Origin of the sequence: Paraconexibacter algicola (assembly GCF_003044185.1) — a bacterium.
GTDB lineage: Bacteria > Actinomycetota > Thermoleophilia > Solirubrobacterales > Solirubrobacteraceae > Paraconexibacter > Paraconexibacter algicola.
The window spans coordinates 30,033-47,540 of record NZ_PYYB01000002.1; the positions used below are offsets into that span (position 1 = coordinate 30,033).

Consider the following 17,508-nt stretch of genomic DNA (forward strand, 5'->3'; position numbering starts at 1 on the left):
GCGATCGGGGAGGATGGGCGCCATGGGACTTCTCGGACTCGCCCTCCTCCCCGCCCGCACGGCCGTCGCGACCGCGGAGCTCGTGCTCTCGGCCCGCGATCTGCTCGCGCCGGAGGGGCCGGTCCGTCGGCGTGACGGGATCATCGACCGCGTCGACCTGCTGCTCGAGGAGGGCGGGGCGCTCGAGTCGCTGGCGCGCCTGAGCGACCCCAACGGCCCGCTCGCCCGGATCGAGCAGCTCGCCCGGCTGACCTCCGACGACCAGCCGCTGGGTCGCGCGCTCGCCGCGGGCGGTCCGCTCGACCGGCTCCTGGCCGAGGGCGGGCCGCTGGACCGGCTGCTGGACGACGGCGGCGCCGTCGACCGGCTGCTGATGGCCGGCGGGCCCGTCGACCGGCTGCTCGCGGTCGGCGGCCCGCTGGACCGGCTGCTCGCCGACGAGGGGGCGCTGGACCGGCTGACGATGCCCGGCGGCACCCTGGACCGGGTGCTGCAGCCGGACGGGGTGCTGGACCGGATCTTCGAGGCGGACGGCCTGATCGACCGGCTGCTGGACCCGGACGGCACCATCACCGCGCTGCTGGAGCCCGACAGCAGCGTCAGCCGCGTGATCGAGCACGACGGCCCGCTGGACCGCCTGCTCGCCAGGGACGGACCGGTCGAGCAGCTCGTCGCGCCGGACGGTCCGCTCTCCCAGCTCGGCGAGCTGTCCGTCTCGCTCGGCCGCCTGGCCGACCTGACCTCGGTGCTGGAAGCGCTCGCCGACCGGCTCCAGACGCTGCCGGAGCTGCCCGCCGACATCCGCGCGGTCGAGCAGCAGGTCGCCGGGATCGCCGGGCAGCTGCAGCAGGTCGAGCCGTCGCTGCGGGCGCTGAGCGCGGTCGTCGGCCGCCTGCCGGGCGGCAAGCGGCGGGCGCGGCTGGAGAGCGGCGACGGCCCGGCCGCGTAGCGCTACTCCTCGTCGCCCTCCCCCTCACCCTCGCCCTGGAGGATGTCCGGGGTGATCGCGTCCTCGATCGCGCGCTCGGCCTCCTCCTGCGCGGCCCCGACCGGATCCTGGACGGCGTCCTGGACCCGGTCGACGTTCTCCTGCAGCTGGTCGACCCGGTCCTGCGCGTCCTGGAGGCCCTCGACGCCGTCGTCGCCGCAGCCGGCGATCGCGAGGGTGGACAGCAGCACGGGAGCGAGGGCGGCGAGTCGGCGCATGGTGCGCTGGATGGTGCCAGCCGTGCCGTCACCGCGGCGTCATCCGGTGAGCGGCGCGCCGAGCTCGCGGAGGATCGCGCGGCCGATCGTGGTGCGGGCGGCGAGGTGCTCGGGGCGCGTGACGTCGAGGTTCAGCGCGAACGTCCAGGTGCGCTCGCCCGCCTGCACCCAGCCGACCCACCAGCCGACCCGCGGCGTCGTGGTGAACACGTAGCCGGTCTTGCTGCGCACGACCGTGCCGGCGGTGTCCTCGGTGATCATCATCCGCCGCACCTCGTCCATCGTGCGCACCCGCAGCGGCAGCCTGCCGGTGCGCAGACGCTGCAGGAAGCGGACCTGCTCGCGGGCGCTGATCGCGAACGGGCCCTCGAGCCAGAAGCGGTCGGCGAGCGCCGGGTCGAGCCGCCCGTTGCCGTAGCGCAGGGCGCGCAGGTCGCGGCGGTAGGCGTCGAGGCCGATCTCGCGGGCGATCTGCTGGTAGATCGGGATGCAGGAGAACCGGAAGGCGGTCGCGAGCGTCAGGTCGCCCTCGCACTGGGCGGGCAGCAGCGGGGCGCCGTCGACGATGACGTTGGGGTGCGGGCCCGGATAGGGCTCGTCGGCCCCGGAGGCGACCCCGCGCTCGATCGCCAGCAGCGAGTTGGGGATCTTGAACGTCGAGGACGGCAGGTAGCGGCGGGCGCTGCGGGGCGCGTCGACGATCGTCGTGCGCTCGCGCCGGCCCCCGCGCTCCTGGACGACCATGGTGCCGACGGTGCCGGCCTGCGCGAAGAGCCGCTTGAGGTCGGGGCGCCGGTCGCCCCGCGCGGACGCGCTCGGGAGGGGCAGCAGCACCAGCGCGACCAGCGCCAGCAGGACGGGACGGAGCAGACCGGGACGGGGCATCCGCGGTCGATGCCCACCCGGACGCGCCACGAAACGCGCCGCGCGTCGCTTTTACGCGGTCTTCTCCGGTTGATCACCAGGCGTTCACGAGCACCCCGCGGGCCACGCCTACGGTGGCGCCCCATATGCAGACCGTGGACGACCAGACCCTCGTCGGCAAGCTCACCGGCGACCAGACCCGACGCAGCTTCATCAAGGCCGTCGCCGCCGCCGGTGCGAGCACCGTGGCCGCCCAGGCGCTCGAGATCGCCGGCGTGACCGACCTGATGACCGACTCGGCCCTCGCCGCCGGGGACGCCACGCCGTTCTCCGAGTTCACCGCCCTCGCCGCGTCGAGCCTCGACCGCTTCGAGGTCCCGCCCGGGTTCCGCGCCGACGTGCTCATCCGCTACGGCGACACCTTCGCGAACACCGACGGCACGACCTGGACCTACGGGTACAACAACGACTACCTCGCCTACTTCCCGCTCGACGGCGAGAACGAGGGCCTGATCTTCGTCAACCACGAGTACCCCGCCCCGTTCTTCCAGAACGGCTACAAGCAGACCGGGGTCGAGAACCCGGCCGGGGCGCCCGCGGCGAAGCACACGAAGACCGACGCGGAGATCCATCAGGAGATGGAGTCGGTCGGCAACTCGATCGTGCACATCAAGCGCGGCGCCGACGGGATCTGGAAGGTCGTCTCCCCCTCCCGCTACAACCGCCGGATCTTCGGCGGCGACGTGCCCGGCAAGCCCGACACGCCGCTGACGTTCACCGGACCGCTCGCCGGCGCCCCGGGCACCGTGCTGCAGGCCGGCTCCGGCGGGACGGTCGGCACCGCCGGCGTCCGCGGCCCGCGGATCGCGGTCGGCACGACCGCCCCGGGCACGATCGGCAACTGCTCGGGCGGCATCACCCCGTGGGGCACCGCCCTGTCGTGCGAGGAGAACTACGACGGCTACGGATTCGCGCTGGGCAACCAGGACTTCTTCTACGGCTGGGGCCAGGTCGCGGGCAACGAGTACAAGGCCGACACCGGCGCCGTCGGCGAGTCGCAGCGCTACGGCTGGGTCTGCGAGCACGACCCGCACGACCCGGCGTTCGTCGGGCGCAAGCACACCGCGCTCGGCCGCTTCCGCCACGAGAACACGGCGTTCCGTCAGGCGCCCGGGAAGAAGTTCGTCCTCTACATGGGCGACGACCAGGCCAACCAGGCGACCTACAAGTTCGTCTCCACCCGCGCGTTCGTGCCCGGCGACCGGGCCAACAACCTGCAGATCCTGACCGAGGGCACGCTCTACGTCGCCCGCTGGGCGCCGGAGGGCCGCCGCCGGTTCAGCGCGATCAACGGGCCGCTGCTGACCGCGACGAGCGGCACCGGCCAGTGGGTGAAGGTCGAGGACTGGGAGCTCTACGACACGCGCCTGTCGCTCGGCGGCTACACGACCTCGACCGCGGGCACGCGCCGCCCCAAGCAGGGCACCAACACCGGCGACACCGACCCGACGAGCGCGAACTACGCGGGCCGCTTCAACCGCGACATCGACACCGGCGGTGGCGTGCTGGCCAACGAGTGGCTCACGCACTTCGCGATGAACCGGCCGGAGGACGTCGAGGTGGACTCCGACGGCACCGTCTACATCGCCCTGACGAACAACTCCGGCGTCAACGACGTCCACGGCTCGGTCCGGCGGCTCACCGAGGCCGGCAACGACCCGGAGGCGCTGACCTTCACCTGGCAGGACTACGCGTCCGGCGGGGTCACCGGTCGGCCGGCCGAGGGCGAGAAGGGCTTCTCCAGCTGCGACAACCTCGTGTTCGACAGCGCCAACAACCTCTGGATCGTCACCGACATCTCCTCCGCGTCGCTGCGCGGCTCGACCAACGCGGCCCCCCACTACGACTACCACGCCAACAACGCGGTCTTCATGATCCCGCGCAGCGGCCCGAACGCCGGAATCGCGTTCCGCTTCGCGAACATGCCGATCGAGGCGGAGGGGACGGGCCCGTACTTCACGCCCGACGAGCAGACGCTGTTCATCAACGTCCAGCACCCGGGCGAGGTCACGGCGACGCGGACCTCGGCGGTGTTCGGCGACGTGCAGACCTACTCGTCCTGGTGGCCGGGCGGGGACCGCACGGCGAACTTCACGCCGTCCACCCCGATCCCGGCGACCGTGGCGATCACACGGGTGCGCCCGCCGGCGCCCGGCTCCCCGTCCACCCCGCCGCCGAGCCAGACGATCCCCGCGGGGATCCCGGCCACCCCCGGCGTGCCGGGCAGCCCGACCCCGGCGGACACGTCACGGCCGGTGCTCACGCGGCTGGCGCTGAAGAAGGTCAGCGCCGCGGGCTTCCGCCGGGCGGGCGCGCGGGTGACCTTCGCGGTCAGCGAGCCGGCGACCGTGCGGATCCGGCTGCTCGCGAAGGTCGGCCGGCGCACGCTGACGGTCGGCTCGCGGACGCTGAAGGTCGGCCGGGTCGGGTCGAGCACGGTGACCGTGCGCCCGTCGAGCACGGGCAAGGCGGTCCTGCGGCTGCGGTCGCGGCTGAACGTGACGCTCGAGGTCCGGGCGACCGACCTCGCGGGCAACGCGCGCACGACGAAGAAGAGCACGCGGATCGGCTAGCCGCGCCCGTCCTCACGGGTGGGCGACCGCGGCGCGTCGCCGGTGCCACGGCCACCGGCGACGGCCTCCGACCGGCGCGTCGGCGACCGTCCGCGGCACCGGTGCGGACGCCCGGGCGTCCGCACCCTCCGGCGGGGTCGCGGCCCGGGCGATCGCGTCGTGATGGCGGGTGTGCTGGAGCTGCTGGTGCAGGAGGCTCGGTCCCATGCGTCGGACCGTAGGCGCGCCGGCGGGGCCGCACCGCTCGCGCGCCAAAACCCTGGTCATCGGCGGCGCTGGCGTACTCTCACGGCATGGTGCCCTCTGCGAACGTGCTGACGCCCGGGACCGGCGGCTACGCGGTCCTCAAGCTCGGAGCGGTCGGTGGACTGCTCGGTCTGCGCTACCTCGCCGCACGGCGCTCGAGCGCCCAGGCGCGCGAGCAGGTCGCGTCGGTCGAGCCGAGCCCGACCGAGACGGCCGGTCCCGCCCGCTCCCATTCGGTGAGCCGGCGCAAGCAGCAGCGCCGCCGGCGTCGCTGAACACCCGTCGCGGATCGCGAAGTACGCCGCCTGTCGGAGTACGCTCGCGGGCATGGTCCAGGACGCTCCCGCGCAGCGCGCGCGTCACCCCCGCCTGCGCGAGCGCGAGACCGAGCTGCGCGCCGTCGCCGCGGCGATCGGGGCGCTGCGGGCCGGCCGCGGCGGGCTGCTGGTCGTCACCGCGCCCGCGGGGCTGGGCAAGACCCGGATCCTCGACGCGATGGCCGCCGGTGCCCGCGCGGGCCGGTGCACGGTCTGCAGGACCGCGGGCACCGAGCTGACGCGGCCGCTGCCGTTCGGCGCGGCGTCGGCGCTGCTGCGCCCGTGGCTGGCGGCGGCCGATCCCGACGCGCGGGACGCGGTGCTCGCCGGCGCCGCGGCGGGTGCGGGAGCGCTGCTGGCGGACCGGGCGCCCGTCGTCGGGGCGGTCGCGGAGCTCGACGCGCAGATGACCGTCGTGCACGCGCTCCAGCGCACCGTCGCGAACATCGGCGAGCGGGAGCGGCTGGTGCTGCTCGTGGACGACCTGCACTGGGTCGACGAGCCGTCGCTGCGGTTCGTGGCGTCCCTCGCCCGGCAGGCCACCGGGCTGGGGATCCTGCTCGGCGTCGCCCTGCGGCCCGGGGTCTCCCCGGCCGCCGAGGCCGCGGTCGCCGTCCCCCACGCGCGCGTCCTGCGCCCCGCCGCCCTGAGCGCGCCCGCCGCCGCCTCGGTGGTGGACGAGGTCCTCCCCGCCGCCCCGGGCACCGCGTTCGCGGCGGCCTGCACGACGGTGACGGGCGGCAACCCGCTGCTGCTGCGCGAGCTGCTGCACGCCCTCCTCGAGGAGGGCGTGCGCGGCGCCGACGCGGACGCGGGCCGCGTGCACGACGTCGGGGCCGAGCCCGCCCGGTGGATCGTCCGGTCGATGCTCGGGCAGCTCGACGGCGACGCGGTCCGGCTCGCGCGCGCGGTCGCGATCCTCGGCCCGGGACCCGTGGCGGACGCCACGACCGTCGCCCGGCTCGACGCGGCGACGGCGACCCCGGCGCTGGCCGCCGGCCGCCGCTGCGGGCTGCTGACCGACATGGGCCCCGTCGACGTCGTCCATCCGCTGCTGCGCCACGCGGTCCTCGCCGAGACCCCGGTCGGTGAGCGGTCGCGGCTGGAGCTGCGCGCCGCGCGGCTGCGGGTGCTCGCCGGCGATGCCGCGCTGGCGGGCGCGCACCTGCTCGCCGTCCCCCCGGGCGGTCGCGCCTGGGTGGTCGACGCGTTGGCCGACGCCGCCCGGCACGCGCGCAGACGGGCGGCGCCGAGCGAGGCGGCGCGGCTGCTGGACCGGGCGCTCGCCGAGCCGCCCCCGCCCGCCCGGTCGGCGGGCACGCTGGCGGCGGCCGCCCGCGCGCAGGCCGCCGCGGGCCGCACCGACGCGCCCGGGACCTTCGAGGCCGCGATCGCGGCGGCCCCGGGGGACGACCGGCCGCGGCTGCTGCTCGAGCTCGCCTGGGTCCATCAGGCCCACGGGCGGTTCGACGCGGCCGCCGACGCGGCGCAGCGCGGCCTGGACGCGGGCCCGCGCGACGAGGAGCTCGGGGTCGAGCTGGCCGCGATGCACGACGCCACCCGCCTGTGGAGTCCCGGCCCGGCGGCCGCGGTCGCGTCGGCGGTCGCGGCGCGCGTCGGCCGCCCGGTCGGCGGTCGTGCGGAGCGCGCCGCGCTGGCGGACGCCGCCCGCCGGCACATGTTCGCGGGGGACGACCACGTCCTGACCGCGGAGCTCGCGCTGCGCGCCTGGGACGACGGCGCGCTGCTGGCCGAGTCCTCCGCGGACGACCCGGCCGGGGTCCGGGTGGCGTTCGCCCTGCTGGGCGCCGACCGCTACGCCGAGGTGCTGGCGATCGCCGACGCGTGTCTCAAGGACGCGCAGCGTCGCGCCTCCCCTATGGCGCACGCGACGTGGCGGCACCTGCGCGGGCACGGCCTCGCGCAGGCCGGGGTGCTCGACGAGGCCGAGGCCGACCTGCACCAGGCGCTGAGCGCCCACGAGCACGGGTGGGGTGCGCTGCTGCCCGGGACGACCGCCCTGCTGGTCACCGTGCGGCTCGAGCGCGGCGACGTGGCCGGCGCCCACGAGGCGCTGGCGATCGCGGACCGCAGCGCCACCCATCCCCGGCCGAGCCCGATGTGGGCGGTGACCGACGCGGCGCGCGGCCGGCTGCTCCTGGCGCAGGGCGACCCCGCGGCGGCGGTCGAGCTGCTGCTGGCGGCGGGCCGGCGCGGGATCGAGGAGCTCGGGGCGCTCAACCCGGCGCTCGGGCCGTGGCGGGCCGACGCGACCCGCGCGCTCGCCGCGGTCGGCCGTGACGACGAGGCCCGCACGCAGGGTGACGCGGAGGTGGCGGCCGCGCGGCGGTTCGGCGCGCCGCGGGCGCTCTCCCAGGCGCTGCGGGCGCGGGCGACCGTCGCGTCGGACGCCGTCGAGCGCCGGGCGCTGCTCGAGGAGGCCGTCGCGGTCAGCGCACCCTCGCAGTCCCGGATCGAGCACGCGTGGGCGCTCCTGGAGCTCGGCGAGGACCTGCGCCAGCGCGACACGGTGGCCGCGCGCGAGACGCTTCGCCTCGCGCTGGACGCCGCGGACCGCTGCGCCGCGGACGGGTTGGCGAGCCGCGCCCGCGCGCAGCTGATCGCCGCGGGCGGTCGTCCGCGCAGGCGGCGGCTGGCCGGCCCGGAGTCGTTGACGGTCGGGGAGCGGCGCGTCGCGCTGCTCGCGCGCGACGGGCTGTCCAACCGGGCCATCGCCGACGAGCTGTTCGTGACTCCGAAGGCCGTCGCGTTCCATCTCGGCAACGCGTACCGCAAGCTCGGGATCGGCAGCCGGCGCGAGCTCGACGCGGTCCTCTGAGGGACCGCGTCGTCGGAGTACCAGGGTTTTGCGGTGCGGCGTGCCACGCGGTCGCGGCGCGCCTACGGTGCGCGCCGGGACGGGACGTGGTCCAGCGGACGTCACGACTTCCGGCGTCCCGTCCCGATCGCGCCCGGGGCCGCCGCTTATGGGATGGCGGTGGCTCCGGTGCGCGGTCGGCACGGCGACCCTCGGCCGGCGACGGCCGACAGCCGGCCACGGGCAGCTCGCCGCCGAGCGCGCGAGGTGCCCGGGCAGGATCCCCGGCGGGCCTTCACGCGATCTTGACGCTGCCGCCGGAGAGCCTCACGTGGTCTTGACGGGACGGGCGGGACGCTGTCCCCATGGCCGTCCCCACCTGGTTCCTGATCCTGCGCTGCACGTTCCTGCTGGCGGTCGTCGCGGTCGTCGCGCTCTGATCCCGGCGTCGCGACGCCGATCAGGCGTTGCGACGCGGCACGGTCACGGTCCGCGTGACGACGTTGCGGGCGCCGTCGGTGTCCGTGAACGACACGGTCAGGCGGGCGCTGCCGCCCGCGGTCTTCGCCGGGACGAGCAGGTCGAGCGCGCGGGATCCGGGGGCGAGCGTCACCGTGCGCTTGGCGATCGTGCGGCCCGCGCGGCTGAGACTCACCACGGCGGTGACGCGCTCGTCGACGTCGAAGCCGAGGCGGAGCGCGGGCGACGCGTCGGTGTCCCGGCCGGTCACGGGCACGGCGCTGACGCGCGAACCGGCCGAACTGGGCGGGTCCATCCCCAGATCCGGGCTCGGGCCCACCCAGGTGCGGTAGGGAGCTGCGGTCAAGGCTGGAGCGGGCGCTCGGCGTGCCGCCGTGACCGCCTGAGGGCGCCGCAGCTCGCGCTGAGCGCGGCCTGGGGTGCCGCGCGACGGCCCGCATCGCGGCGGGGGCGCGTGGTCTGGAGGGCGGCCGCGGCCGATCGGCGCGAGGCAGTGCGCGAGCCTCGGCCCTGGCGGTCGTTGCCGCGACCGCCGGTCAGCCGGTCGGTGCCGCGCCGCCAGCCACGCCGTTGCCGAGCCCGGTCGCAGCAACGGTACGACCATCGCAGGAAGGCGCGACGCAACTTCCGGGGCCGGGCGACGTTCCCGGGCCATGCGCAAGCTGCTGATCCCGCTCGTCGCCCTCGTCCTCGTACCGCCCAGCGCACTGGCTGCCGACACCTGGCCCGGCTCGGCTCCCATCCGCGATGCCCGCGCGCTGAAGTCCCACCACACGACGTTCACGCTGACCGGGGCACGGTGGGCGCAGGTGGTCGGCGCGCTCGCCGGGACCCCGATGCTCGGGTCGTACCGCTTCGACACCCCGATGCCCAGCGGCTACCAGTGCAGCGTCGGCCTCACGGTCCGCAGCACCCTCACGCGGGTGCGGCCACGTCGCACCGGCAACGCCGTCGACCCGCGCCCGGTCGGAGACGGCGGAAGCAGCGGACAGCAGCTCCGGATCTCCAGGAGCGGGCGTCACGGCGGTGTCACCTGGTGGACCGGCGTGATCTCCGACGACGCCGCTTCAGCAGCCGCCTACCAACGAGCCCCGAAGGCCCTGCGCCGCGACGGCAAGCGCTGGATCGTGCATCAGGTGAACGTCGGTTCGTCGGCCAACCCGGTCGACGAGGCCGCGTGCCGCAAGATCGCACGCAGGACGGGGTCGATCGCGGTCCTGCGAGTCGCACGCACGCTCGGCGTGACCGCCGGCCCGCCGGTCAGCGCCCCGCCCTACGAGATCGCCTGAACGCGACAGACGGGAGCGGCGACGCGCCCCGGGGCTCCACGAGCTCGCGCGCGCTCGCATCCCGGACCGCCGACGCGACTCCGGCCGCAACGTCCTCTGCACGCCAGCTCATCTCTTTGGTGAGCTGGCGCGCACTCGACCGGCCTGGGACCAGCGGGGCGACGGTTCAGCTGAACCGCCGGTCACGACCGCCGGGAGGCAGTCCGGTGCTACCAGGCGACAGCGGCCCCGTACGCCTGCAGCGCGGGATCGCGGGAGAGCACTGTCGCATCCTCGGTCAGCGCCTGGGCGACGAGCAGCCGATCGAACGGATCGCGGTGATGCTCCGGGAGGTCCCCGACCTTCGCGGCGTGCCGCAGGGTGATCGGAAGCTCGTGGGCACCACCGGAGAGCAGCGTCTGGCTCCAGTTCGGCGGGACCGTGAGCTTGCCCAAGGCCTGCTTGACGGTGACCTCCCACATCACCACCGCGCTGAGCAGGACCTGAGCGTCGGCGTCGAGCACCAGCCGTTCAGCGGTCGCGCCGAAGCGATCGTCGCCGGAGACCCACCACAGGGCGGCGTGCGTGTCCAGCAGCAGCTTCACGGCGCCTCAGCCGAAGGCCTCGGCGAATCCGTCGGGCAGATCGTCGAAGTCGTCAGCCATCGTCACCTGGCCGTGCAAGGCACCGCGCACCGCGGCCATCGACGAGGTCGAGGTCACAGGCGTCAGGCGCACCACGGGCTTGCCGTGACGAGCGATGACGATGTCCTCGCCGGCCTCCGCGCGCTCGACCAGCTGCGAGAGCTTGGTCTTCGCCTCATGCATGCCGACCTGGGCCATGCCGCCACGATACCCGCTCTAGCTAGACCTGGCTAGGCGTCGGCGCGGGCCGATCCGGGGCGCCGGCTGTTCTTGAGTCTCGGCTTGTTCCGCGAGGAAATCGCGTCTGAGCAGGTCGGTCTCGTCGTTCTCGAGTTCCGGGCTGGAAGCCTGTTCTCGAGTCGCGGTTGGAGCTCCTCGGGGGCCTGGCACCCATGGAACCTGAGAACAGCTGGAAAGTCCCTGCAAATCGCGGGGCCGGTCTCCCCACGGATGAGCCGGATGAGGTTGAGAGAACGCGTTGCTCGGCCGGGCCGTGGGGTCGTAGGTGAAGGCCATGCACCGCAATCACCTCCTCTTCGACGACCCCGCGGCGGCGACCGCGTGGGGCTTCATCCAGCAGCTGTCACCGGCCTGTCAGCACCTGCTGCTGGCCCGCCTGCGCGAGCACCTCGCCGTGCTCGAGACCACGGGCGGCCCGGCCGCCACCCGCGAGGCGCACGCCGTACGTGCCCTTCACGAGGCACTCGACCTGCTGCTCGCCGAGGAGCCCGGCAGCGTGCTGACCGTCGAGGCTTACCGGCGGCTGCGCCACGCGAACCCGGACGCCGGCTGGCCGGAGGACCGCAACCTGCGCCGCTGGCTGGGCGGCGGGTCATGGAACGACGCGCTGCGTCGCGCGCGGATGGAGGCGGTGCCCGACGGCGACCGGCTCGTCGTCGAGCGCGCCCGCGACATCACCGCCGAGCAGGCGGTGGCGGCGTTGCGGCTATGCGCCGGCGATCTCGGCGGGCCGCCGACGCTGTCGCAGTACGTGGCGTGGGCCCGGCGGGATGAGCGCTACGTCGACCCGGACATCCCGGCCAGCCAGCTGCCGTTCATGCGGCTGTTCGAGTCGTGGGCCGGGGCGCTGGTCGCGGCCGGGCTGGTGGAGGCGCCCGACGGTCAGGACGCCGGCCTGGCGGCCGTCGTGGCCAGCGGTCACGTGCGCCCGGCGCAGTACGCCTACAGCGCCACTGACCGCTGCAAGCCGCTGCAGCGTTGCGCGGCCGAGCTCGGGCGGTCACCGCGCCAGCAGGAGTACACAGCCTGGCGGCAGCGCTGCCAGCGCGACGCGATGACCGCCGGCCGGCCGGTGCCCGCCATCCCGAGTCCCTCGACGCTGGTGCGCGACGCCGGCACCTGGGACGAGGCGCTGGCCGCCGCCGGCCTCGAGCGCCTCGGCGGCCGGGCCACCCGCTCGAACCCGGACCGCTCGCCGCGTGGCGGCTCGGACAAGCGCTGGTCGCAGTACTCCCTCATCACCATCCTCGACCGCGCCGACGCCGCCGTGCCCGGACGGCTCAGCACCACGGCCTACGGGCGCTGGCGTCGCGAAGTGCTCGGCGCCGCCAAGCCGGGAAGCCAGGACCGCGCGCTGCCGATTTACCAGACCTACATCAGCTGGTTCGGCTCCTGGCAGGCGGCCCTGGACACGCTGGAGCGCTACCGCGCTGCCCCTGACGAGCCGTTCTTGGACGGCGACCCGCGCCTGACCGAGGAGCCCTCGTGAGCACCGCGCCCGCCGACGGTCCAACGGCCGCTGACAGCGGGTCGGACGTCGGCATGGTCGACGTGGTCATGGGTGTCGTCTGTGAACTCGACGCCGCCGCGCGCGTTGAACTCGAGCGGGCCCTGACCCTGACATTGCAGACCCCGACGACCGCCGCCCAGCGCCGCTGGGCCGAGCTCGGCACGCTCGCCCAGCTCCTGGAGTCCGACGGCGTCCCGTTCGACGACCCCGACACCATCCGCGCCCTGCGCGCCGAGCTGCGCGAACTGGAAGCGCACCGCCGCCGGCTACCGGCAGCCGAACGGCCGCTGGTCGACGAACGGCTGCGCTCCCTGCGCAAGCGCGCCCGGGAACGCGTCGGCGTCCCCGTCGTCTCCCAGGCGCTCTACGACGAGCGCCGCCCGCCCGGCAGCCCACCCGGCGAGACGCTCGCCCGCCGCTACGGCACCTGGCTGAAGGCCTGCCGCGCCGCCTACGGCCTGCAGCCCGACGGCAGCACCACCGGCCCCGGCCGACCGTGGGCCGTGTCGATGCATGCGGCCCGCGGCGTCCCCCTCTACACGCGCGAGGGCTGCCTCGCCGCGGTCGCCCGCTGCGCCCGGGCGCTGCTGCGCCGCCCCACCAGCAGCGACTACGTCCACTGGCAGCGCGCCCAACGCGCCCGCCAGCCTGGCCGCACGCCCGCCGAACTCGGCCTGCCCGACATCAGCACCGTCCTCGGCTACTTCGGCTCCTGGCGCGCCGTCCTGGCCGCCTTGCCGGTCACGGACCACGAGCTCGCCCAGCTGCGCGCCACACGCGTCCCCAACCCCGCCCCGAACGCCGCCGACGCCAACCGCAGACGCAGCGAACTGCTCGGCGGCCAAGACCCGCGCGCCCTTCCCCTGTCCGACGTCGTCGCCCTCGCCACGGCTGAGGAGGTCAGCCTCGAATGGCTCACCGGCGACGACACCGACGACGCCGGCCCGCCGCGCGGACCGGTCCTCGACCCGGCCGCGCTGCGCAACGCTCGTGGCCGGGCCGGCGTGCGCGACCTCGCGTTGGCCCGCGCCGCCAAACTCACCGCCGGCCAGTGGCGCCAAGCCGCCGCCGGCCGACGCGAGCTCACCCTCGGCCAGCTGATCGCCGTCGCCAAGCTCCTGCGCTGCCGCGCGGCCGACCTCCTCACCGTCGCGGAGGACGAAGCGTGAGACGCGCGACGATCTTCGACCCGGACGCCTACCTCTGCCCCAGCTGCGACGGCTGGGGACGCCGCCGGTACTACGACGACCCCGACGACGAGAGCGCCGTCACCAGCTGCCGGGCCTGCTACCGCGCCGGTTCACTCACCGAAGCGCGGCTGCGGGCCTGGGACGCTCGCGAGGTCCGCGCCCGCCTCACCGACCCCTGGCTGCGACAGGAGACGCTCGTCGACGAGCTCTGCTGCTGGGCCGTCTGCATGGCGCAGCCCGGGCAGCCCTGCAAGCCACACTGCCCCAACGGCTGGCGACCAAAGCCACTCGTGATCGTGGACCCCGCCGACTACCCGAGGCCCCCACGGTGATCCGCGCCAGCGCCCGCCCGCGGGCCCACCAGGCCCGACTCGATCCCGGCGGCTGCGACAAGCGCCTCGTCGATGGCATCCCGCGCGGCGTGTGCTCGCGCGACGGCCTGTGCCCAGGAGTCGCAGCAGTGCACGACGACGCGACCGTCGAGACCGATGCTCACCTGCTGCCGGGCCTCCGCGCCGACCGCGGCAGTCAGGCGCCGGTTGACGACCGACCACGGGATGCCGTCCAACGACACGCGGTCGCCGCGCTCATCGCGTAGCTCGAAGCGCAGCTGGTATCGGTCGAGGTCGAAAGGCGGCTGAGACGGAACGTAGCGACGAAGGTCGGTGATCATGACGGGCATGTCGCAAGCCCACCCCGGCCCCGACGATGCGCCGCTGACGTCCCCGAACGCGGCATCCCAAACCATGGTCGCCTCCGGATTCCGTTCGGCCTCGAACTGCGGAGCGAGCAGCGAGAACTGCGCTCCTGGCTCGTCCAGACCCGTGGGCCGGAAAGCCGGCCCCAACTCCCCCTTAGTTCCCCCGCAAACCGATCTACGTCAGCGCGCCACGTACCAACGCGCCCGGCCATCAAGGCATCCGTCCGGCGCCGCCACGGCCTTCACGAGGTCGTCGTTCTGCAGGTAGCGCAGGGCCCGGGAGACCTGGGCGATGTCCAGGTCGAGCTCGTCGGCGATCTCGCCGGAGCGCATCGGCCGCCTCTCCTCGCGGAGGTGGTCGAGCACCTTCTCGACCACCACGCTCGCCTCGGCCCGTCGGCGCTGCGTGGCCTCCCGCATCTGCAGAGCGACCTGACGGTCCTCGAGTGCGGCCGCCCACGCTCGCGCCCACGAACTCGCGACAGCCCCCAACCCGTGCTCCCCCTCGAGATCGCGGACCAGCGCGTCGAGCTCACCCAGCGCGACGATGATCTCGGAGAGCGTCGAGGCCGGAGCGGAGGACGCGTCGGCCAACGCACGCCCGAGCCCTTCGGCATCGCCGAAACGCGCGGCGTCAACGACTGCGGACGTCAACGACTCGAAGCTCGTGGCGACACCTCCGGGCACAGCAACGACGTTACGCCGCAGTCAAGGACCCGTCAAGGACTTTTTCCGCCCTCGACCCACACTGCTCATCTCCGAGCAGCCCCTCCAGGAGGGCACCGACGCCGGCCTCGACGCGGTCCTGGCCTCGAGCGCGCCGCACCTCTCCGGAGCCGAGCATCGCGACCTCGCGGGGGCCTACCTCGGCAACATCACGTGGCGTGACGCGTGCGCCGCGGTCGGGCTTGACCCCGCGTCGCTGCCGGACACGACGGCCGACCTGAAGAACCCGAGCTGACCCAGCCCACAGCACTTCAGATCCGTGGCACCATCACCACGATGGACGACCGGCGACCTGAGCTTCCGGACAGTGTTCGGGCCCAGTGGGCGAAGATCGACGCGGCCGGGGAGACGCTCGATCTGACGTCGGAGCTCGTCGCCACCGGCCAGCCGTGGCCCGAGGCCGACGAGCAAGGCCGCGTCATCTGGCGCGACCCGTGCACCGCACGCAGCGACACCGGTTGAGTGGCGCGGCGGCGGTTCAAGACGTGAATCCCCATCTCGCTGCGGCGCGCCAGAACCTTGGTCTCCGGGACTTCGACCGCTCACGGAGGCGCACGGCTACTTGAGCGACCGGTTGATGAGCTCGATGAGCTTCAGCCAGTCGGCCTTCTCAGCAGCCGTGAGTTCGGAAGCCTCGTGCTCCCGGGTCCATCGGATGTACGCCTTGGCCAGCTTGTATTTCGAGAACTCAGCGATCTCGGCGGCGAACACGTCCACGATGGGTCGGCCCGGCTGGGCGGCGGCCACGTCGGCGACGTCCCAGCCGAGGTCCTCGCGGGCCACGACGATGAGCGTTTCCCGCAGGAGATCCTCGATCTCCGGACGCTTTGCCGCGCCTGAATAGGCGTCCTTCGTCCGCAGGATCCGCCGATTCCCGAGCTGGTGCACCAGCGTCTCCTGCTGGGCGGCGGCATCCCCGGCGGCGTCGGAGTCGAGCAGGGCGGCCACCTTGAGGTGGTTGGCGTGGAGGATGGTGGCGAAATAGACGACCTTGCTTGCCCCGTCAGCGGGCATCAGGGCGATCTTGTTGTGAAGGCCTCCTTCGTTTGCCTGGCGCAGCAGCTCGGACGTCGCCTCGAGGTACCAGTAGTCCGTAAGGCCTTCGAGCACGAGGTTGCGCTGCTGAGTGAAGAGCGACTGGGCAAGGTCGTAACCGAGAGCCTCCTGCAGGGGCAGCAGCGAAGCGGCATCGCCGGCGGTCACGGTCGTGTGGACCTGCGTGCCGATCTTGCGGTCGGTCATTTCGACGACGCGCACAAGATCGAGCTCGTCGGGGCCCACCAGAAACGGCGAGTGGGTTGTGTACAGCGTCTGATTCGACTCCGCGAGGCGGCTAATCGTCTCTCGGAAGTCACGCTGCTTGAGTCCGTGGAGGCTGAGGCCAGGCTCGTCCAGCAGCAAGATCGCGTTCTCGTGCTTGTCCATGGCCTCGGCGAAGAACACGACGAAGAACGAGACGAGCCACTGAAACCCCTCGGAGCGCTGATCGAGCTCGATCTCGACGCCGAGGTCGTCCTCGACAACGACCTTGAGGTACTGGCCATCAGCCTGCACACGGAGTCGGTCGGCCTCATCTCGCTCGACGCGGGGGTTCCAGACGCCGCGAATCTCGTCGGTGAGGCGGACACTCGCGGCGTTCAGGTTGTAGGAACGCTTGTCGAGTTGCTCCTTGTACTTCGTGAGACCAGCGGTGTCGTGGGCCGCGGGTTCGGGCGCGGCGCCCAGCGTGGACAGCTGCTGCGCCTCGAAGCCGAGCAGCTTGAGCAGGCACTGATTCCCGTAGTCGTACTGGTCGTCGTCCAGGACTCCGGAGCTCAGTCGTTGGGCGAGGTGACCTAGGTGGATCGAGGGCTTCACCCGGAAGTAGTTGCTGAAGAGAACGAACACCGGCAGGCGCTCCGCGAGCGCCTCGAGAGCTGCCTTGCGGGCGACGGAGTACCCGGTCAGGGTTGTGAGGCGCGTGTGGCGCTCGTCCTCCTTCGCGTTTTCCTCGTCGACGAGCGGCAGGATGTCGTCAAGCCACTTGCGCAGGTCCGCCAAGGCATCGGCCGAGAGCTCCTCGTCGACCGAGTAGCTCTTGGTCAGTGCCGCGAGCGCATCCGACGGCTTCGCGTTCTCCACGTCTGCCTGCCGGTCGGCGTGTGCGGCCATCCGACTGAACTCCTTCGCGGTCGCCGTACCCCATCGCGGCGGAGGGGACCCGCCGTCCAACCAGTGCGTGTGCCGGTTGCCGAGCGTGACCGAGCGGCAGTAGACCGCATCCTCGTAGCCCGCTGGAAGGAGGGCGAGGTCGTCGGCGTCAAGGGCGAACTCGGCCTGCGCGGCGACGGTCTTCTCGGGGTCGACCTTGCCAGTCGTCACGTCGTTGTAGCTCGACCGCGGATAGTCGCGCAGCGGATTGAAGCCGTGCACGCCATCGGGCCGTCGGATCTGCTGGAGAGCTTGCAGGAGTGCCGTCTTGCCGGCCTCGTTGGACCCGACCAGGATGGTCTTGTCCTCTTCGATGTCGAACCATCCGCTGTCGCGGACGGATCGGTAGTTCTGGACTCGGGCTCGCTTGAGGCGCATGACAGTGAGATGGTTCGGTTTCCAAATGATGAGGGGGCCTTCGGACAGCCAGGCTGAGCTGCGTCCGTCGATCATGCGCCGGCGCCCTGTGTCACCGC

The 17,508-nt window shown here is 73.6% G+C and carries 19 protein-coding genes; 10 read left to right on the forward strand and 9 right to left on the reverse strand.

Annotation, left to right across the window (positions count from 1 at the left end):
• Positions 1–22: 22 nt before the first annotated feature.
• Entirely contained in the window at positions 23–949 is a 927-nt protein-coding gene (locus tag C7Y72_RS14090; RefSeq protein ID WP_107569838.1) for an ABC transporter, read from the forward strand.
• A 2-nt stretch (positions 950–951) separates the two neighbouring features.
• On the opposite strand, the gene C7Y72_RS14095 is transcribed toward C7Y72_RS14090, so the two are convergent.
• On the reverse strand, positions 952–1,206 hold the full coding sequence (locus C7Y72_RS14095) for a hypothetical protein (protein WP_107569839.1): 255 nt from the start codon (positions 1,204–1,206) through the stop codon (positions 952–954).
• A gap of 39 nt (positions 1,207–1,245) precedes the next feature.
• Positions 1,246–2,091: a penicillin-binding transpeptidase domain-containing protein gene (locus C7Y72_RS14100; RefSeq protein WP_107569840.1), complete on the reverse strand. Its 846-nt coding sequence runs from the start codon at positions 2,089–2,091 to the stop codon at positions 1,246–1,248.
• A gap of 125 nt (positions 2,092–2,216) precedes the next feature.
• Between C7Y72_RS14100 and C7Y72_RS14105 the strand changes: the two genes are divergently transcribed.
• Complete coding sequence (locus tag C7Y72_RS14105; protein WP_107569841.1) at positions 2,217–4,703, forward strand: PhoX family protein; 2,487 nt, start codon at positions 2,217–2,219, stop codon at positions 4,701–4,703.
• 12 nt (positions 4,704–4,715) lie between these two features.
• Here the strand turns inward: C7Y72_RS14105 and C7Y72_RS14110 are convergent, their stop codons facing one another.
• On the reverse strand, positions 4,716–4,910 hold the full coding sequence (locus C7Y72_RS14110; protein ID WP_107569842.1) for a hypothetical protein: 195 nt from the start codon (positions 4,908–4,910) through the stop codon (positions 4,716–4,718).
• Positions 4,911–4,996: 86 nt separating this feature from the next.
• Between C7Y72_RS14110 and C7Y72_RS14115 the strand changes: the two genes are divergently transcribed.
• Together C7Y72_RS14115 and C7Y72_RS14120 are read left to right on the forward strand one after the other, a co-directional pair.
• Positions 4,997–5,224 carry a hypothetical protein gene (locus C7Y72_RS14115; protein WP_107569843.1) on the forward strand — a complete coding sequence of 76 codons (228 nt, stop codon included), beginning with the start codon at positions 4,997–4,999 and terminating at the stop codon, positions 5,222–5,224.
• A gap of 52 nt (positions 5,225–5,276) precedes the next feature.
• Positions 5,277–8,105, forward strand: coding sequence for an AAA family ATPase (locus tag C7Y72_RS14120; protein WP_107569844.1), 2,829 nt, complete (start codon positions 5,277–5,279; stop codon positions 8,103–8,105).
• A 439-nt stretch (positions 8,106–8,544) separates the two neighbouring features.
• Here C7Y72_RS14120 and C7Y72_RS14125 read toward each other — a convergent pair whose 3' ends face one another.
• Positions 8,545–8,859, reverse strand: a complete 315-nt coding sequence (locus tag C7Y72_RS14125; protein WP_146175385.1) for a hypothetical protein — start codon at positions 8,857–8,859, stop codon at positions 8,545–8,547.
• A 358-nt stretch (positions 8,860–9,217) separates the two neighbouring features.
• Between C7Y72_RS14125 and C7Y72_RS14130 the strand changes: the two genes are divergently transcribed.
• Entirely contained in the window at positions 9,218–9,853 is a 636-nt protein-coding gene (locus tag C7Y72_RS14130; protein WP_107569846.1) for a hypothetical protein, read from the forward strand.
• A gap of 209 nt (positions 9,854–10,062) precedes the next feature.
• On the opposite strand, the gene C7Y72_RS14135 is transcribed toward C7Y72_RS14130, so the two are convergent.
• Together C7Y72_RS14135 and C7Y72_RS14140 are read right to left on the reverse strand one after the other, a co-directional pair.
• Entirely contained in the window at positions 10,063–10,437 is a 375-nt protein-coding gene (locus C7Y72_RS14135; protein WP_107569847.1) for a type II toxin-antitoxin system VapC family toxin, read from the reverse strand.
• 6 nt (positions 10,438–10,443) lie between these two features.
• A complete protein-coding gene (locus tag C7Y72_RS14140; RefSeq protein WP_107569848.1) occupies positions 10,444–10,674 on the reverse strand; it encodes a type II toxin-antitoxin system Phd/YefM family antitoxin in 231 nt (76 codons plus the stop codon).
• Positions 10,675–10,990: 316 nt separating this feature from the next.
• Here C7Y72_RS14140 and C7Y72_RS14145 point away from each other — a divergent pair, with 316 nt between their 5' ends.
• The 3 genes from C7Y72_RS14145 to C7Y72_RS14155 are packed head-to-tail and all read left to right on the forward strand — an operon-like array spanning position 10,991 to position 13,748.
• The gene (locus C7Y72_RS14145; RefSeq protein WP_107569849.1) at positions 10,991–12,205 is read left to right on the forward strand and encodes a homing endonuclease associated repeat-containing protein; all 1,215 of its coding nucleotides are present in this window, start codon (positions 10,991–10,993) and stop codon (positions 12,203–12,205) included.
• Positions 12,202–13,395 (forward strand): hypothetical protein, encoded by a 1,194-nt coding sequence (locus C7Y72_RS14150; protein ID WP_146175386.1) that lies wholly within the window; start codon positions 12,202–12,204, stop codon positions 13,393–13,395. The genes C7Y72_RS14145 and C7Y72_RS14150 overlap by 4 nt, the downstream gene beginning before the upstream one ends.
• On the forward strand, positions 13,392–13,748 hold the full coding sequence (locus C7Y72_RS14155) for a hypothetical protein (RefSeq protein ID WP_107569851.1): 357 nt from the start codon (positions 13,392–13,394) through the stop codon (positions 13,746–13,748). The genes C7Y72_RS14150 and C7Y72_RS14155 overlap by 4 nt, the downstream gene beginning before the upstream one ends.
• Here C7Y72_RS14155 and C7Y72_RS14160 read toward each other — a convergent pair.
• Together C7Y72_RS14160 and C7Y72_RS14165 are read right to left on the reverse strand one after the other, a co-directional pair.
• Positions 13,727–14,098: a hypothetical protein gene (locus tag C7Y72_RS14160; protein ID WP_146175387.1), complete on the reverse strand. Its 372-nt coding sequence runs from the start codon at positions 14,096–14,098 to the stop codon at positions 13,727–13,729. The two genes, C7Y72_RS14155 and C7Y72_RS14160, sit on opposite strands and share 22 nt — an antisense overlap.
• A 198-nt stretch (positions 14,099–14,296) precedes the next feature.
• Complete coding sequence (locus tag C7Y72_RS14165; RefSeq protein ID WP_146175388.1) at positions 14,297–14,770, reverse strand: helix-turn-helix domain-containing protein; 474 nt, start codon at positions 14,768–14,770, stop codon at positions 14,297–14,299.
• Between the two features lie 13 nt (positions 14,771–14,783).
• On the opposite strand from C7Y72_RS14165, the gene C7Y72_RS22840 reads away from it, so the two are divergent.
• Complete coding sequence (locus tag C7Y72_RS22840; RefSeq protein ID WP_146175389.1) at positions 14,784–15,077, forward strand: hypothetical protein; 294 nt, start codon at positions 14,784–14,786, stop codon at positions 15,075–15,077.
• 41 nt (positions 15,078–15,118) lie between these two features.
• Positions 15,119–15,304 carry a hypothetical protein gene (locus C7Y72_RS14170; protein ID WP_107569854.1) on the forward strand — a complete coding sequence of 62 codons (186 nt, stop codon included), beginning with the start codon at positions 15,119–15,121 and terminating at the stop codon, positions 15,302–15,304.
• 96 nt (positions 15,305–15,400) lie between these two features.
• Here C7Y72_RS14170 and C7Y72_RS14175 read toward each other — a convergent pair whose 3' ends face one another.
• Entirely contained in the window at positions 15,401–17,485 is a 2,085-nt protein-coding gene (locus tag C7Y72_RS14175; RefSeq protein WP_199223973.1) for an AAA family ATPase, read from the reverse strand.
• Positions 17,486–17,508 lie beyond the last annotated feature (23 nt).

Bases quoted from the DNA above. Each gene is read 5' to 3' on its own strand.
- C7Y72_RS14090 (WP_107569838.1), top strand. From the start codon at position 23: ATGGGACTTCTCGGACTCGCCCTCCTCCCCGCCCGCACGGCCGTCGCG.
- C7Y72_RS14095 (WP_107569839.1), bottom strand. From the start codon at position 1,206: ATGCGCCGACTCGCCGCCCTCGCTCCCGTGCTGCTGTCCACCCTCGCG.
- C7Y72_RS14100 (WP_107569840.1), bottom strand. From the start codon at position 2,091: ATGCCCCGTCCCGGTCTGCTCCGTCCCGTCCTGCTGGCGCTGGTCGCG.
- C7Y72_RS14105 (WP_107569841.1), top strand. From the start codon at position 2,217: ATGCAGACCGTGGACGACCAGACCCTCGTCGGCAAGCTCACCGGCGAC.
- C7Y72_RS14110 (WP_107569842.1), bottom strand. From the start codon at position 4,910: ATGGGACCGAGCCTCCTGCACCAGCAGCTCCAGCACACCCGCCATCAC.
- C7Y72_RS14115 (WP_107569843.1), top strand. From the start codon at position 4,997: ATGGTGCCCTCTGCGAACGTGCTGACGCCCGGGACCGGCGGCTACGCG.
- C7Y72_RS14120 (WP_107569844.1), top strand. From the start codon at position 5,277: ATGGTCCAGGACGCTCCCGCGCAGCGCGCGCGTCACCCCCGCCTGCGC.
- C7Y72_RS14125 (WP_146175385.1), bottom strand. From the start codon at position 8,859: ATGGACCCGCCCAGTTCGGCCGGTTCGCGCGTCAGCGCCGTGCCCGTG.
- C7Y72_RS14130 (WP_107569846.1), top strand. From the start codon at position 9,218: ATGCGCAAGCTGCTGATCCCGCTCGTCGCCCTCGTCCTCGTACCGCCC.
- C7Y72_RS14140 (WP_107569848.1), bottom strand. From the start codon at position 10,674: ATGGCCCAGGTCGGCATGCATGAGGCGAAGACCAAGCTCTCGCAGCTG.
- C7Y72_RS14145 (WP_107569849.1), top strand. From the start codon at position 10,991: ATGCACCGCAATCACCTCCTCTTCGACGACCCCGCGGCGGCGACCGCG.
- C7Y72_RS14160 (WP_146175387.1), bottom strand. From the start codon at position 14,098: ATGCCCGTCATGATCACCGACCTTCGTCGCTACGTTCCGTCTCAGCCG.
- C7Y72_RS14170 (WP_107569854.1), top strand. From the start codon at position 15,119: ATGGACGACCGGCGACCTGAGCTTCCGGACAGTGTTCGGGCCCAGTGG.
- C7Y72_RS14175 (WP_199223973.1), bottom strand. From the start codon at position 17,485: ATGATCGACGGACGCAGCTCAGCCTGGCTGTCCGAAGGCCCCCTCATC.